The 13789-nt window shown below is 75.4% G+C and carries 14 protein-coding genes and 1 pseudogene; 6 read left to right on the forward strand and 9 right to left on the reverse strand.

What is annotated here, in order from left to right; translation table 11 throughout:
- The first annotated feature begins 268 nt into the window (after positions 1-268).
- The gene (locus ACSNOA_RS23755; protein ID WP_436661528.1) at positions 269-535 is read left to right on the forward strand and encodes a hypothetical protein; all 267 of its coding nucleotides are present in this window, start codon (positions 269-271) and stop codon (positions 533-535) included.
- Here ACSNOA_RS23755 and ACSNOA_RS23760 read toward each other — a convergent pair.
- The 6 genes and pseudogenes from ACSNOA_RS23760 to ACSNOA_RS23785 all read right to left on the reverse strand — a co-directional run bounded on the left by ACSNOA_RS23760 (position 528) and on the right by ACSNOA_RS23785 (position 5464).
- Positions 528-1112, reverse strand: a complete 585-nt coding sequence (locus ACSNOA_RS23760; protein ID WP_436661530.1) for a Trp biosynthesis-associated membrane protein — start codon at positions 1110-1112, stop codon at positions 528-530. The genes ACSNOA_RS23755 and ACSNOA_RS23760 overlap by 8 nt on opposite strands.
- Positions 1113-1167: 55 nt before the next feature.
- Positions 1168-2721, reverse strand: coding sequence for an anthranilate synthase component I (locus tag ACSNOA_RS23765; RefSeq protein WP_436661532.1), 1554 nt, complete (start codon positions 2719-2721; stop codon positions 1168-1170).
- Positions 2718-3140, reverse strand: a complete 423-nt coding sequence (gene hisI / locus ACSNOA_RS23770) for a phosphoribosyl-AMP cyclohydrolase (protein WP_436662426.1) — start codon at positions 3138-3140, stop codon at positions 2718-2720. Before hisI ends, ACSNOA_RS23765 begins: the two co-directional genes overlap by 4 nt.
- 180 nt (positions 3141-3320) lie before the next feature.
- A pseudogene (locus tag ACSNOA_RS23775) lies at positions 3321-3917 on the reverse strand (phosphoribosyl-AMP cyclohydrolase); the annotation flags it as partial.
- Between the two features lie 159 nt (positions 3918-4076).
- On the reverse strand, positions 4077-5081 hold the full coding sequence (locus ACSNOA_RS23780; protein WP_436661534.1) for an aldo/keto reductase: 1005 nt from the start codon (positions 5079-5081) through the stop codon (positions 4077-4079).
- A complete protein-coding gene (locus ACSNOA_RS23785) occupies positions 5078-5464 on the reverse strand; it encodes a MerR family transcriptional regulator (RefSeq protein WP_436661535.1) in 387 nt (128 codons plus the stop codon). The genes ACSNOA_RS23780 and ACSNOA_RS23785 overlap by 4 nt, the downstream gene beginning before the upstream one ends.
- 107 nt (positions 5465-5571) lie before the next feature.
- On the opposite strand from ACSNOA_RS23785, the gene ACSNOA_RS23790 reads away from it, so the two are divergent.
- From ACSNOA_RS23790 to ACSNOA_RS23800, 3 genes are read left to right on the forward strand one after another with little or no spacing between them, the layout of a single operon-like run.
- Complete coding sequence (locus ACSNOA_RS23790) at positions 5572-6354, forward strand: ABC transporter ATP-binding protein (protein ID WP_436661537.1); 783 nt, start codon at positions 5572-5574, stop codon at positions 6352-6354.
- The gene (locus ACSNOA_RS23795; protein ID WP_436661538.1) at positions 6351-7106 is read left to right on the forward strand and encodes an ABC transporter permease; all 756 of its coding nucleotides are present in this window, start codon (positions 6351-6353) and stop codon (positions 7104-7106) included. Before ACSNOA_RS23790 ends, ACSNOA_RS23795 begins: the two co-directional genes overlap by 4 nt.
- A gap of 49 nt (positions 7107-7155) precedes the next feature.
- Positions 7156-7770 (forward strand): TetR family transcriptional regulator, encoded by a 615-nt coding sequence (locus ACSNOA_RS23800; RefSeq protein WP_436661539.1) that lies wholly within the window; start codon positions 7156-7158, stop codon positions 7768-7770.
- Positions 7771-7790: 20 nt separating this feature from the next.
- Here the strand turns inward: ACSNOA_RS23800 and ACSNOA_RS23805 are convergent, their stop codons facing one another.
- On the reverse strand, positions 7791-8528 hold the full coding sequence (locus ACSNOA_RS23805; protein WP_436661541.1) for a DUF2470 domain-containing protein: 738 nt from the start codon (positions 8526-8528) through the stop codon (positions 7791-7793).
- Positions 8529-8597: 69 nt separating this feature from the next.
- Here ACSNOA_RS23805 and rpsD point away from each other — a divergent pair, with 69 nt between their 5' ends.
- Positions 8598-9209, forward strand: a complete 612-nt coding sequence (gene rpsD / locus ACSNOA_RS23810) for a 30S ribosomal protein S4 (RefSeq protein ID WP_436661543.1) — start codon at positions 8598-8600, stop codon at positions 9207-9209.
- Between the two features lie 19 nt (positions 9210-9228).
- On the opposite strand, the gene ACSNOA_RS23815 is transcribed toward rpsD, so the two are convergent.
- Together ACSNOA_RS23815 and ACSNOA_RS23820 are read right to left on the reverse strand one after the other, a co-directional pair.
- Positions 9229-11016, reverse strand: coding sequence for an ABC transporter ATP-binding protein (locus ACSNOA_RS23815; RefSeq protein ID WP_436661544.1), 1788 nt, complete (start codon positions 11014-11016; stop codon positions 9229-9231).
- Positions 11013-12893, reverse strand: a complete 1881-nt coding sequence (locus tag ACSNOA_RS23820; RefSeq protein ID WP_436662427.1) for an ABC transporter ATP-binding protein — start codon at positions 12891-12893, stop codon at positions 11013-11015. Before ACSNOA_RS23820 ends, ACSNOA_RS23815 begins: the two co-directional genes overlap by 4 nt.
- Before the next feature lie 166 nt (positions 12894-13059).
- On the opposite strand from ACSNOA_RS23820, the gene ACSNOA_RS23825 reads away from it, so the two are divergent.
- The gene (locus ACSNOA_RS23825) at positions 13060-13689 is read left to right on the forward strand and encodes a TIGR03085 family metal-binding protein (protein WP_436661546.1); all 630 of its coding nucleotides are present in this window, start codon (positions 13060-13062) and stop codon (positions 13687-13689) included.
- The last annotated feature ends 100 nt before the right edge of the window (positions 13690-13789 follow it).

The raw sequence follows: 13789 nt of genomic DNA on the forward strand, positions 1-13789 counted from the left end.
CATCGACGGGCGCCACTCGGCTCGGCCCCGGGCGCATCGACACCGACCCATCGATCATGCCACCTCACCGGGGCATCGGCGCGCTCAACGACGCCGATCGATGCTGTGACCAAGCTCAAGGAGGCCGCCCCCGCCCTGGTGGCGGACATCGACCGGCCGTTGGTGCGACGGACACCACGGCGAAACGTGAGCCCGCGAGCATAGGGGTCGGGCAGACTCGATGATGCGCCCGCCCGACCCCCACCGACCGACCTCTCTCGGGGTGACCATGAGCACTGCCGGCCCGCACCAGAGCCTCGGCCTCACCACCATCTCCCGTACCGTGGCGTCCCTCGCCGTGGGTGTGGTGCACACCGTGGAGCGCGCCGTGATCGGCGAAGGACGGATGCGTACGGCCCGCGGCAACGCCTGGGAGGCGGTCTGCGCCGACCGGGCCCGCGCCGACCGGCGCGCCGAACTGGACCGCCTCGTGGCGGAACTGGCCGCCGCGCGCGCCGCCGCCCGTCGGGAGCGGGAGAAGCAGCCGGTCAGTTGACCGTCGGGTCCTCGCCCCGGTCCAGCGCGTCCCACGCCTCCGTCGTCCGCCGCCCGGTCACCGGGCCGGCCGCGGGTCCGGCCGCCGGCGCCGCCGCGTTCCGGGTCGGGCGCTCGTAGCGGGCCCCCATCGCCGGCCAGGCCCGGCCGCGCAGCGCGGTCAGCAGCCCACCGCCGGCCGCGAGCAGGCCGCCGAGCAGACACAGCGCCGGCCACTGCCGGCTCACCTCGCCCTCGAACCCGGCGACCAGGCCGTAGCCGCCGCCGGCCGCCACCGCCAGCCCGAGGACCGCGAGCAGGGCGCCGAGAAGCTGCCGCAGCCGGCCCCGGGTGGCGAGCACCGCGCCGCCGCCCGCCAGGCCGACCACCGCCAGCGCGGGCAGCCACGGCAGCAGGCCGGCGCCGGTCCGGGTCGCGCGCTCGGGCGGCAGCGGCGACGGACGTACGGTCAGCTCGACCGACCAGGTGCGGGTCGCCGCCCACAGCGCCAGGCCCGCGCCGGCCAGGCAGAGCAGCACGGCGTACGTCAGCTCCCGCCGGCCCGCGGCGGACCGCGCGCCCTCCTCCGACGCCGTCATCGGGCCACCTCTTCGTTCGCGACTGCGGGGCTCCGCTGCGCTGCGCTCCTCGCACTCACCGCGCCGCCCGGAGGGTCTCGGCCGCCGCGATCGCCGCGAGCACGGCGGCGGCCTTGTTCCGGGTCTCCTGGTCCTCGGCGGCCGGGTCGGAGTCGGCCACCACCCCGGCGCCGGCCTGCACGTAGGCCCGCCCGTCCCGCATGAGGGCGGTGCGGATGGCGATGGCCATGTCCAGGTCGCCGCCGAAGCCGAAGTAGCCGACCGTGCCGCCGTAGACGCCGCGCCGGACCGGCTCCAACTCCTCGATGATCTCCATGGCGCGCACCTTCGGGGCGCCGGAGAGGGTGCCCGCCGGGAACGTCGCGGCCAGCGCGTCGAAGGCCGTCCGGTCCGGCCGCAGGGTGCCGACGACGGTCGAGACGATGTGCATGACGTGGCTGTACCGCTCGATGGTCGCGAACTCGGGCACCTCGACCGTGCCCGGCTCGCACACCCGGCCCAGGTCGTTGCGGCCCAGGTCGACCAGCATGACGTGCTCGGCCCGCTCCTTCGGGTCGGCGAGCAGCTCGGCGGCGAGGCGGGCGTCGGCGGCCGGGGTGCCGCCGCGGGGGCGGGTGCCGGCGATGGGGTGCAGCAGCGCCCGCCGCCGCCCGCCGGCCTCGGTGGTCACCTTCAGGTGCGCCTCCGGCGAGGAGCCCACGATGTCGAACCCGTCGAACCGCAGCAGGTACATGTACGGGCTCGGGTTGGTGGTGCGCAGCACCCGGTAGACGTCCAGCGGGTCGGCGTGGGTGGGCCGTTCGAAGCGCTGGGAGAGCACGATCTGGAAGCACTCGCCGGCCCGGATCGCCTCCTTGGCGGCCTCCACGGCCTTCGGGTAGCCGCCCTCCGGCGTGCGGCTCGCCACCTCGCCGGCCGGGGGCCGGTCCACCGTGGAGATCATCGGCGGGATCGGGCGGGACAAGGCGGTGGTCATGGCGTCCAGCCGGCCCACCGCGTGGTGGTACGCCGCGGTCACCTGGGCGTCCCGGTCCGGCTCGTCGACGGGCGGCAGGACGGCGTTGGCCACGAGGATGGCCGAGCCGTCGTAGTGGTCGAGCACCACGAGGTCGGTGGCGAGCATCATGCCCAGTTCGGGCACGCCGAGATCGTCCTCGGTCAGCTCGGGGAGCCGCTCGAAGCGGCGGACGAGGTCGTAGCCGAGGTAGCCCACCATGCCGCCGGTCAGCGGGGGCATCCCGCTGGCCGGGTCCCAGGCGGGGCCGGCGAGGGCCGTGACGGTCTCCCGCAGCACGGCGACGGGGTCACCCCCGGTGGGCAGGCCGGCCGGGGGCTGGCCGAGCCAGGCGGCGGCGCCGTCGCGCTCGACCAACGTGGTGCTGCTGCGTACGCCGACGAAGGAGTAGCGGGACCAGGCCATGCCGGCCGAGCCGGCGCCCTGCTCGGCGGACTCCAGCAGGAACGTGCCCGGCCCGCCGGCCAGTTTGCGGTAGACGCCCACCGGGGTCTCCGCGTCGGCGAGCAGCCGCCGGGTCACCGGCACGACCCGCCAGCGCCCCGCGAGCTCGGTGAAGGTGGCCTGGTCGGGGCTCACCGTGCCGTCGGTCATGGCGTCTCCGGGCCGCTGACGGGCAGCTCGTCGAAGAAGCAGGTGCGGTGCCCCGTGTGGCAGGCGGCACCGACCTGGTCCACGCTCACGAGCAGCGCGTCGCCGTCGCAGTCCAGGGCCACGGAGCGGACGTACTGGTGGTGGCCGGAGGTGGCGCCCTTGACCCAGTACTCCCGGCGGCTGCGCGACCAGTAGGTGGCCCGGCCGGTGGTGAGGGTGCGGTGCAACGCCTCGTCGTCCATCCAGGCGACCATCAGCACCTCGCCCGAGTCGTGCTGGCGTACCACGGCCGCCACCAGGCCGTCGGCGGTGCGCCGCAGTCGGGCCGCGATGGCCGGGTCGAGCCGGGACGGGCGGGCCGGGCCGGAGCCCGGCGGGTCGGTGGGTGCGCCGGTCACCGGCGCGTCAGGTACGGGCACAGTGACCCATTCTCCCGCACGCGGCGCGGGCACCGGCGACGGCTCCCGCCGTGCCGGACCCGCAACGTCGGGCGGCCCCACGAGCTGGGCGACGTAGCGGTCGAGACGGCCGTCGTGCAGGGCGTCCGCGAGGTCCGGGCCGGCGGTCTCGGCGATCTGGGCGGCGTACGGGCGGATCAGCGGCAGCGACCCGGTGACGAGCCGGACCGCCGCGGCCCAGAGCTGTCCCGGCGCACCGGGGCGCAGGCCGAGGCAGAGCAGCATGTCGGCCCGGTAGCCGACCGGGGCGACGGGGAGGTTCAGCGCGGCCGCGAAGGCGGCCCGGCGGGAGGCCACGCGCACCGAGGGGTTGGCCAGCCGCAGCACGGACGGGCAGAGCCGAGCCAGGTCGGCGGCGGCGAGCCGGACGCCGAGGTGGTCTCCGGCGGCGCGAGCCCCGGCGGCCTTACCGAGCGTGGCGATCAGCTCCTCGAGTTCCGGCTCGCCGGCCGGCTGGGAGAGCACCGGCAGGTCGATCCGGGGCCGCCAGTGCGCGTCGGCCCACAGCAGCCGGGCCGGCGCGAGCACGGGCAGGCCGAACGCCCAGTCGGCGGGCTGGCCGAGGTGGGCCACCCAGGAGCGGACGTCCCGGGCGGCCACCGACACGTGGGTGAGCCGGCCGCGGGAGCCGGCCAGGTACGCCCGCCGGGCCGCGTACGGCGCACCGCCGACCAGCACGTCGAGGTCCACGTCGCTGTGCCCGGTGGCGGCCCGGCGGGCGTGGCTGCCGCGCAGCATGATGCCGACGACCGGCCGCTCGGCGACCGCACGCAGCCGGGCGGCCCAGTCGTCGAGAAACCCGGCGTCCGGTGACGGAGCGTGACCCACGGCGCCATCGTGCCGTACGCCCCATCGAGGTGCAATGTCCGATGGCTGACCGACTGTCCGGGTCGGCCACTACTGCCCCAGGAATCGCATTGCTGCCTCCGGGTACCTTTCGCCGACAGCGGCGCCGGCCGGCAGCGCCGCGCTCAGCCGGTCCAGGTGCGCCGGGTCGAGGCGCACGTCGGCGGCGGCCGAGTTCTCCTCCAGCCAGCGCACCCGCTTGGTGCCGGGGATCGGCAGCACGTCCTCACCCTGGGCGAGCAGCCAGGCCAGCGCGACCTGCGCCGGGGTGGCCCCGACCTCCCCCGCGACGGCGCGCACCTCGTCGACCAGCTTCAGGTTGGCCTCCAGGTTGCCCTCGGCGAAGCGGGGCGCCCCGGCCCGCCAGTCGTCGACGGCGAGCTGACCCCGGCTGGTGATCGCGCCGGTGAGCAGCCCCCGCCCGACCGGCGAGTACGCGACCAGCGCCACCCCCAGCTCACGGCAGGTGGCCAGCATCTCCCGCTCGACCTCCCGGCTGAACAGGGAGTACTCCATCTGCACGGCGGCGACCGGGTGCACGGCGTGGGCGGCGCGCAGCGTGGCGGGGCTGACCTCGGAGAGCCCGACGAGCCGCACCTTGCCGGCGGCCACCAGCTCGGCCATGGCGCCGACGGTCTCCTCGATGGGGGTCGCCGGGTCGCGCCGGTGCAGGTAGTACAGGTCGATGGTGTCGACGCCCAGCCGCGCGAGCGACGCGTCGCACGCCTGCCGGGCCCAGGCGGCGCTGCTGTCCACGTACGCCCCGGGTGTGCCGGTGCCCCCGAAGCCTCCACCCCGGTTGCGGTTGCCGAACTTCGTTGCCAGGAAGACCTCGTCGCGGCGGGCCCGGACCACCGGACCGAGCAGACGCTCGTTGGCGCCCGCGCCGTAGACGTCGGCGGTGTCGAGGTGGTTGACGCCCAGGTCCAGGGCGCGGTGCAGGGTCCGGGTCGACTCCGCGTCGTCCCCGCCGCCGTAGGCGAAGCTCATGCCCATGCAGCCGAGGCCGATCGCGGAGACCTCCGGCCCACCCGCGCCGAGCCGACGGCGGATCATCGGCCCTCCTCCGCCCGGCGGTACGCGTCGATCTTGTAGTCCAGCACCTTGAGGTCCTCCTCGAGTTCGGCCATCCGTGCGAGGACGCGGGCGCGGTGCGCCTCGAAGAGCGCCCGGCGGGCGCCGAGGGTGCGGTCACCCTGCCGGGCCAGCTCGGCGTAGCGGCGCATGTCGCGCACCGGCATCCCGGTGCGCCGCAGCCGGGTGAGCAGGAAGAGCCAGTCGACGTCGCCGGCGGTGTAGCGCCGCCGCCCGGCCGAGTCGCGCCCGACGGGCGCCACCAGGCCCTCCTGCTCGTACCAGCGCAGCGTGTAGGTGGTGAGGCCGACCCGCTCGGCCGCCTCGCCGACGGTGAGCGTCGTCTCCCGCGTCCTGATGTCCACGACGTCCAGGCTTCCAGTTGGAGTGCGCTCGAAGTCAACCGTTGCGCGGGGGCGGTTAACTCACCTACCGTTGAGTTCAACGGTTGATGAGTTTCTGGGGAGGTGCGATGGACGACGCGATCGCGCTCCGCGACCTGGTGGTGGACCGGGGGCGGCGGCGCGTGCTGCACGGCATCAGCTGCGCGGTGCCGCGTGGCGTGGTCGCCGGGCTGCTGGGCCCGAGCGGCAGCGGCAAGACGACGCTCATGCGGGCCGTGGTCGGGGTGCAGGTGGTCACCGGTGGCTCCGTCACGGTGCTGGGCCGGCCCGCCGGTTCGGCCGAGCTGCGCCGCCGGGTCGGCTACCTGACCCAGGCGCCGAGCGTCTACGCCGACCTCACCGTGCGGGAGAACGCGCGGTACTTCGCGGCGCTGCACGGGCGCAGCCGGGCCGACGCCGACCGGGCGGTCGCCGACGTCGGGCTGGGCGAGGCGGCGGGCCAGCTCGTGGCCACCCTCTCCGGCGGCCAGCGCAGCCGCGCCTCGCTCGCGTGCGCGCTGGTGGGCGAGCCGGAGCTGGTCGTCCTCGACGAGCCGACGGTCGGGCAGGACCCGGTCCTGCGGGCCGACCTCTGGGCCCGGTTCCACGAGCTGGCGGCGGCCGGCACCACGCTGCTCGTGTCCAGCCACGTGATGGACGAGGCCGCCCGCTGCGACCGGCTGCTGCTCATCCGCGAGGGCCGGCTGGTGGCCGACGACACCCCGTCCGCCATCCGGGCGGCCGCGGGGGTGACCGACCTCGACGAGGCGTTCCTGCGACTGATCAGAGCGAGCGAGACCGGCGCCGCGGTGGCCGCCGGCGCGGGCGGCACGGCGGGCCCCACGGGCGGCGCCGGACGGGAGGCGTCGTGAACCTGGGAATCCTGGCCGTCACCACCGGCCGCATCCTGCGCCAACTGCGCCACGACCGCCGCACCGTGGCCCTGCTCGTGGTGGTGCCCGCGGCGCTGCTCACGCTCGTCTACTACATGTACGCCGACCAGCCCGCCCCGCCGGTCGGCCCGTCGGCGTTCGACCGGATCGCGCTGGTGATGCTCGGCTTCTTCCCGTTCATCGTCATGTTCCTGGTGACCAGCATCGCCATGCTGCGCGAGCGGACAACCGGCACCCTGGAGCGCCTGCTCACCACGCCGCTGGCCAAGGCCGACCTGCTGTTCGGCTACGGGATCGCCTTCGGGCTGGCCGGTGCGGTCCAGGCCGCCGTGGCGTCGGCCGTCGCGTACGGGGCCTTCGGTCTGGAGACCGCCGGCGCCAGCGGGCTCGTCATCCTGATCGCGGCGCTGAACGCGGTGCTCGCCGTCGCGCTCGGGCTGTTCTGCAGCGCCTTCGCCCGCACCGAGTTCCAGGCCGTACAGTTCATGCCGGTCGTGGTGGCCCCCCAGCTGCTGCTGTGCGGGCTCTTCGTGCCCCGCGGCGAGATGGCCGGCTGGCTCCAGGCGATCAGCGACGTGCTGCCGCTGTCGTACGCCGTCGAGGCGCTGCAGGAGGTCGGCGCGCACGCCGAGCCGACCGGCACGATGTGGCGGGACGTGGCGGTGGTGGCCGGCGCGACGGTCCTCGCGCTGGTGCTCGCCGCGGCCACGCTGCGACGGCGCAGCGGCTGACGGCGCCCCGGCCGCGGGGCGGGCCGTGGGACACGAGCGAAGGGCGGCGATGGCGCGACGGACCGGCCGGCGACCCGGCAACCCCGGCACGCGGGAGGCGATCCTCGACGCGGCGCGCGCGGCGTTCGGGGAGCGCGGCTTCGACGCCGCCTCCATCCGGGCCATCGCCGCCACGGCCGGGGTCGACCCGGCCCTCGTGCACCACTACTTCGGCAGCAAGGACCAGCTCTTCCTGGCCGCCATGGAGGCCCCGGTCGATCCGCGGGCACTCATCCCGCAGATCGTCGCCGGCGACCGCGACGGCCTCGGCGAACGGCTGGTCCGGATGTTCCTCGGCGTCTGGGACTCCCCCGCCGGGACGGCCGGGGTGGCCCTGCTGCGCTCGGCGGTCAGCAACGAGTGGACGGCCCGGCTGCTGCGCGAGTTCGTCGTCACCCAGGTGCTACGCCGGGTGCTCGACCACCTCGACGTCGACCCGGCCGAGCTGCCGCTGCGCGGGTCGCTGGTGGCGACCCAGCTGATCGGGCTGGCCATGATGCGGTACGTGATCCGGCTGGAGCCGGTCGCCTCGGCCGCGCCGGAGACGCTGGTCGCCACAGTGGGCCCCACCATCCAGCGATACCTCACGGCGCCGCTCCCGCTGGTGCCGGACGCGGCCGGCTGACACGCCCCGGCGCCTCCCGGTCAGCGGGTGCCGGCGTGCGGGCAGATCATCGGGTGCAGCAGCCGGACCAGCTCGGCGTGGTCGGCGACCGGCGCCGGGAAGGACAGCCGGGTCCGGCGCCGCGCGCCCGGCCGGCCGAGCGCGACCACGAAGCCGTACCGGTCGATCCGGACCACCCGGGGCGGCTCGCCGTCGCCGGTCAGGCCGAGCTGGCGGCGCAGGTAGCGCGTCACCTCGGGGCCGTGGTGGTCGGCGAGGTCGGCCAGCAGCTCCCCCTCGATCGGGTGCAGCGGGTCCGGCTCGGCCTCCGCGTACGCCGCGGGGTCGATCCGGCGCACGCCGCCGGCGCGTTCCCAGCGCGCCTCGGCCACCTCGAAGCGGAACAGCCGGAACCGGGTGCCCAGGTCGAGCAGGTCGCCGGTCGGCTCGACGGCCGCGAAGTCGAGCGCCGCCCGGCGGGCGTCGTCGCCGCCCAGTTCCGCCGCCCAACCGGACACCCACGCCCGGCCCATCGTCGGCGCGCCCGCCGCGGGCGGCAGGTCGAGGACGTCGAGCACGACCGCCACGTCCTCCTCGTCGGCCGCCGGACGCAGCGCCCCGGCGAGGTCGCTGACCACGGGCACGAGCAGCAGGATCCGCCCGTCGGGGTCGGTGACGTGCCGTACGTGGTGGGGGCCGGGTCGGTGCGCCACGTGGGCCAGACCGGGGAGCCGGCCCGCGACGAGGGTGCGGACGATCTCCGCGGGGCTGGGCCGCATGGCCGACCTCCTCAGTAGGTTAGGCTTGCCTAAGTAGCACCCTAGAGCACCTGATCGGAGAGGTCCACCGTGAACCACCCCCGGCCCAAGGCCCGGCTCTCCCGCGCGCTCGGCGTCGCGCTCACGGCGAAGTGCGTGAAGTACGTCGAGCGCCGCCCCTTCCCGCCCGGCGTGCACGGTCGGCAGCGCCGCAAGACGTCGGACTACCAGGTGCGGCTGCTGGAGAAGCAGCGCCTGCGCCACCAGTACAACGTCAGCGAGACCCAGCTGCGCCGCACCTTCGACGAGGCCGCCCGGGGCACCGGCAAGACCGGCGAGCGCCTCGTCACGCTCCTGGAACGGCGCCTCGACGCCGTCGTGCACCGCGCCGGCCTGGCCCGCAGCATCTACCAGGCACGGCAGCTCGTGTCGCACGGCCACATCACCGTCGACGGACGCAAGGTCGACCGGCCGTCGTACCGGCTGCGCCCCGGCCAGGTCGTGGGGGTGCGCGAGCGCAGCCGGGAGCGCCTGCCGTTCCAGCTCGCCGCCGCCGGCGCCCAGCGCGGCGACGGGCCCACCCAGCCGTACCTGTCGGTGGACCTGACCGGCCTGCGGGCCACGCTGCTGCGCGAACCGGCCCGCGCCGAGGTGCCGGTGCTCTGCGACGAGCAGCTCGTCGTCGAGTACTACTCCCGCTGACCCCGCCCCGGGCCCGCGCTCAGCGGGTCTGCTCCAGCCAGGAGGCGTAGAGCAGCCCGTACGTCGACTCGGGGTCGCGGACCAGCTCGTCGTGCGGCCCCCGCTGCACGATCCGGCCACGGTCCACCACGATCACCTCGTCGGCGGCCTGCGCCGTGGAGAGCCGGTGCGCGATGGCCAGGGTGGTGCGGCCCCGGGTGACCGCGTCCAGGGTGCGCTGTAGGCGCACCTCGGTGGCCGGGTCCACGGCGCTGGTCGCCTCGTCGAGCACCAGCAGGTCGGGGTCGGCCACGTACGCCCGGGCCAACGCCACCAGCTGGCGCTCCCCCACGCTCAGCGCCTCGCCGCGCTCCCCCACCGGGGTGTCCAGCCCCGCCGGCAGCCCGTCCAGCCAGTCGGCAAGCCCCAGCTCGGTGAAGGCCGCGGTGAGCTGCGCGTCGGTCAGCTCCGGGCGGGCGAACCGGACATTCTCCCCCACCGTGGCGTCGAACAGGAAGCCGTCCTGCGGCACCATGACCACCCGGGAGCGCAGCGAGGGGAACCGCACCTGGTCCAGCGGCACGCCGGAGAGCAGCACCGCGCCGGCCGTCGGGTCCATGAGACGGGTGAGCAGCTTCGCGAAGGTCGTCTTGCCACTGCCCGTCTCGCCGACCACCGCCACGCGGCTCTTCGCCGGGATCTCCACCTCGATGTCGTGCAGCACCGGCGGGCCGCCCGGGTAGGCGAAGCCCACCCCGGCGAAGTGGATGTCCAGCGGGCCGGGCGGCAGGTCCCGCCCCTGCTCGCCGGGATCGGCCACGTCCGGCGCCACGTCGAGCACGTCCAGCACCCGGCGCCAGCCGGCGATCGCGTTCTGCGCCTCGTTGAGCACCTCGGTGGCGATCTGCACCGGCTGGATGAAGAGGGTGACCAGGAAGAGGAACGCCGTGAGCTGGCCGATGGACAGGGTGCCGTCGACGCCGAGGGTGACGCCGAGCGCCACCACGCCGGCCAGGGCCAGCCCGGCGGCCAGCTCGCCCACCGAGCTGCCCAGGATGCTGATCCGGATGGCCCGCTGCTGGGCCCGGCGCTGCCCGTCGATCGCCTCGTCGAGCCGCCGCGCCGTGCGCCCGGAGATGCCGTACGCGCGGATCACCGGCGCGCCGACGACGCTCTCCCCGATCGCGCCGAGCAGCGCGCCCGTGCGCTGGCGGACCGTCCCGTACGCGGCGCCGAGGCGACGCTGGAGCAGCCGGATCACGAACACCGCGGGCAGGAACGCGGCGAAGACCATGAGGGTCAGCTGCCAGGAGTACGCGAGCATGACGATCGTCGTGACCACCAGCTGGCCGAGGTTGACCAGCAGGATCACCCCGCCCCACTGGAGGAACTGGGTGATCTGGTCGACGTCGCTCGTCACCCGCGACACCAGCGAGCCGCGCCGCTCGGACTGCTGGTGCAGCATCGACAGGTCGTGCACGTGCCGGAACGCCCGGACCCGGACGTTCGCGAGCGCGGTCTCACTCACCGTGAACAGCCGGCGCATCATGAGGTAGCCGCAGAGCGTCGTCACCGCGAGAATGGCCGCGGCCACAGCCACCACCGTCCAGACCACGTCCAGGTCGAGCCCGCCGGTGATGCCGTTGTCGATGCCCTGCTGCACGGCGACCGGCACGGCCACCCGACCCACCATGTAGACGAGGGCCAGGCCGAGCGTGCCGATCAGGCCGGTACGCAGCTCCGGGGAGAGCCGCAGACCCCGCCGCAGCGTGCGCCAGGTGCTCTCGGTGTCCTCCGGCCGCTGCTCGTCCCGCCGCTCGTCACTCACCGGTCCACCTCGATCTCCAGGCCCGAGTGCAGCGGATCGGCATCGGGGTCGTACGGCTGCTGCTCCTCGGCGGAGCGCTCCACCTCGGCCTGCTCGTACGCCGTCACCAGGTCGGCGTACCCGGGCACGGTGGCCAGCAGTTCGCTGTGGGTGCCCCGGGCCACCACCCGGCCCTGCTCCAGGTAGATCACCTCGTCGGCCAGCGCGATGGTGGCCCGCCGGTAGGCCACCACGAGGATCGACGCGCCCGGCGCGCCGGGCCGGTCGGCCGCGCGCAGCCCGGCCAGGATGGCCGCCTCCACGCGCGGGTCGACGGCGCTGGTCGCGTCGTCGAGCACCAGCAGCCGCGGCCGGCCCGCGAGGGCCCGGGCCAGGGTCAACCGTTGCCGCTGCCCGCCGGAGAGCGACGTGCCCCGCTCCCCGACCATCGTGTCCAGCCCCTCGGGCAGCGCCGCCACGAAGCCGTCCGCCTCGGCGAGGCGCAGCGCGGCCCAGACGTCCTCGTCGCCGATCCCCGGCCGGTCGAGGGTGATGTTGGCGCGGACCGTGTCGTCGAAGACGAACGGTACCTGGGCCACCAGCGCCGCGGTGCGGGCCAACGACTCGGCGGTGAGCTGGCGGACGTCCACCCCGTCCAGGGTGACGGCGCCCGAGCGGGGGTCGACAAGCCGCACGGCGAGCGACGCGATGGTCGACTTGCCGGCGCCCGTGGGCCCGACCAGCGCCACGGTCTTCCCGGCCGGCACGGTGAAGGTCACCTCGCCGAGCACCTCGGTGCCGGGCAGGTGCGCCTCGGCGGGCTCGTAGGCGAAGCCGACGTCGGTGAACGCGAGCGTGGCGGGAGTGGGCGCGTCGAGCTGCCGGTCGCCGTACGGCATGTCGCCCGTGGCGTCGAGCACCCGGCGGACCCGGTCCCAGCCGGCGACGCTGCGCGGCAGCTCGGCCAGCACCCAGCCGATCGCGCGCACCGGGAAGGCCAGCACGGTGAACAGGAACGCCACGCTCACCAGCTCGGCGACGCTGATCGCGCCCTGCCGCAGCCGGAACGTGCCGACCACGAGCACGGCGAGGGTGCCCAGGCTGGGCAGGGTCTCCAGCATGGGGTCGAAGACGCCCCGCAGGCGGCCCACCGAGATCAGCGCGTCCCGCAGCTCACCGGCCCGGCCCGCGAAACGGGCGGCCTCCTGCGCCTCGCGGCCCATGGTCTTGACCACCAGCGCGCCGTCGAAGCTCTCGTGGGCGATCCCGCTGACCTCGGCCCGCAGCCGCTGGGCGCGTGCCTGCCGCGGCGCCATCCGGCGCGAGTAGACGACGTTCAGGGCGAACAGCGCCGGGAAGACCGCCAGCCCGACGAGGGCCAGCGCCCAGTCGGTTGCGAAGAGCGAGACGACCGCGCCGACCAGCATCACGAGGGTGCCCACCGCGAACGGCAGCGGCGCGATCGGGTACCAGGCGGCCTCGACGTCGGAGTTGGCGTTGGACAGCAGGGTGCCGGTGGCGTTGCGGTGGTGCCAGGACAGCGGCAGCTCCAGGTAGCGCCGCGTGACCCGTCGGCGGTAGGCGGCCTGGAGCCGGTACTGCATGTAGCCGGCGCCGAGCCGGCGGCCGAAGATGCCCACCACCCGGAGCACGCTGATGCCGAACAGCGCCGCCGCGGCCAGCGCGAGCGTGCCCGCCGCCACCGATCCGCGGGCGATGGCCGGGACGACCACGTCGCCGACCACCGTGCCCACCACGTACGCGCTGGCGATCACCATGAGCCCGAAGAGCACGCTGCCGGCCACCGCGACCGCGAAGATGCGTGGCTGCTCCCGGATCGCCCGCCCGAGGACGGCCAACCCCCGACCGAGCACGTCCCGATTCGTTCCGCTCGCCACGCTCTCCCCCGCCGTAAGCCTCAATTATCTCCTCCATCCTTACCGGTCGGGGGGCCGCTGCGCCGACCGCCCCGATATGTCGACGGTCACGTGGGCGTACCCGGACGCCTCGCCGCGTTACCGCACCGGGGCGCGCGGGCGGCCCTGCCGGCCTACCATCGGGGCCATGCCCCGGTACGCCCGAGCCGAGCGCGAGGCGCTGGCCGATCTGCTGCTGACCGTCGGACCGGACGCGCCGACCGTGGCGGAGGGCTGGTCGACCCGCGACCTCGCCGCCCACCTCGTCGTCCGGGAGCGCCGCCCGGACGCGGCCGGCGGCATCGTGCTGCGGCCGCTGCGCGCGTACGCCGAGCGGGTGCGCCGGAGCGTGGCCGCCCGTCCGTTCCCGGACCTGGTAGCCCAGGTGCGCCGGCCACCCGTGTGGAGCCCGGTGAGCAACCCCCTCACCGACGAGCTGGCCAACGCCATGGAGTTCTTCATCCACCACGAGGACGTCCGCCGGGCCCGGCCCGGGTGGCTGCCGCGTGATCTGCCCGCGGGTCTGCACTCCGCCCTCTGGCGGCGGGCCGCCCCGCTGGCCCGGCTGGCGCTGCGCCGCTTCCCCGCCGACCTGTACGTGCAGGCGCCCGGCTACGGCCAGCTCTCGGTCGGGCGCGGGGGCGCGCCGCTGCGGCTGGTCGGCGCGCCGGGCGAACTGGCGCTGTTCCTCTCCGGTCGGCAGCGCGTGGCCCGCGTCCAACTGGACGGTCCGCCGGCGTCGGCGCAGCGACTGCGCGACGCGAGTCTGGGAATCTGACGGCTGTCGATCCGCGAGCGGCGCCGCGTCAGCACCTGGCGTTATCACTCACCGCACATAAACGGTCACTCGTTGGTCGTCCTGCATCTTGCGCCCAGCG

The organism is Micromonospora sp. URMC 103, assembly GCF_051386435.1.
Lineage (GTDB): Bacteria > Actinomycetota > Actinomycetes > Mycobacteriales > Micromonosporaceae > Micromonospora.

Bases quoted from the DNA above. Each gene is read 5' to 3' on its own strand.
- ACSNOA_RS23825 (WP_436661546.1), top strand. From the start codon at position 13,060: ATGCCCCGGTACGCCCGAGCCGAGCGCGAGGCGCTGGCCGATCTGCTG.
- ACSNOA_RS23760 (WP_436661530.1), bottom strand. From the start codon at position 1,112: ATGACGGCGTCGGAGGAGGGCGCGCGGTCCGCCGCGGGCCGGCGGGAG.
- ACSNOA_RS23790 (WP_436661537.1), top strand. From the start codon at position 5,572: ATGGACGACGCGATCGCGCTCCGCGACCTGGTGGTGGACCGGGGGCGG.
- ACSNOA_RS23765 (WP_436661532.1), bottom strand. From the start codon at position 2,721: ATGACCGACGGCACGGTGAGCCCCGACCAGGCCACCTTCACCGAGCTC.
- ACSNOA_RS23800 (WP_436661539.1), top strand. From the start codon at position 7,156: ATGGCGCGACGGACCGGCCGGCGACCCGGCAACCCCGGCACGCGGGAG.
- ACSNOA_RS23755 (WP_436661528.1), top strand. From the start codon at position 269: ATGAGCACTGCCGGCCCGCACCAGAGCCTCGGCCTCACCACCATCTCC.
- ACSNOA_RS23780 (WP_436661534.1), bottom strand. From the start codon at position 5,081: ATGATCCGCCGTCGGCTCGGCGCGGGTGGGCCGGAGGTCTCCGCGATC.
- ACSNOA_RS23805 (WP_436661541.1), bottom strand. From the start codon at position 8,528: ATGCGGCCCAGCCCCGCGGAGATCGTCCGCACCCTCGTCGCGGGCCGG.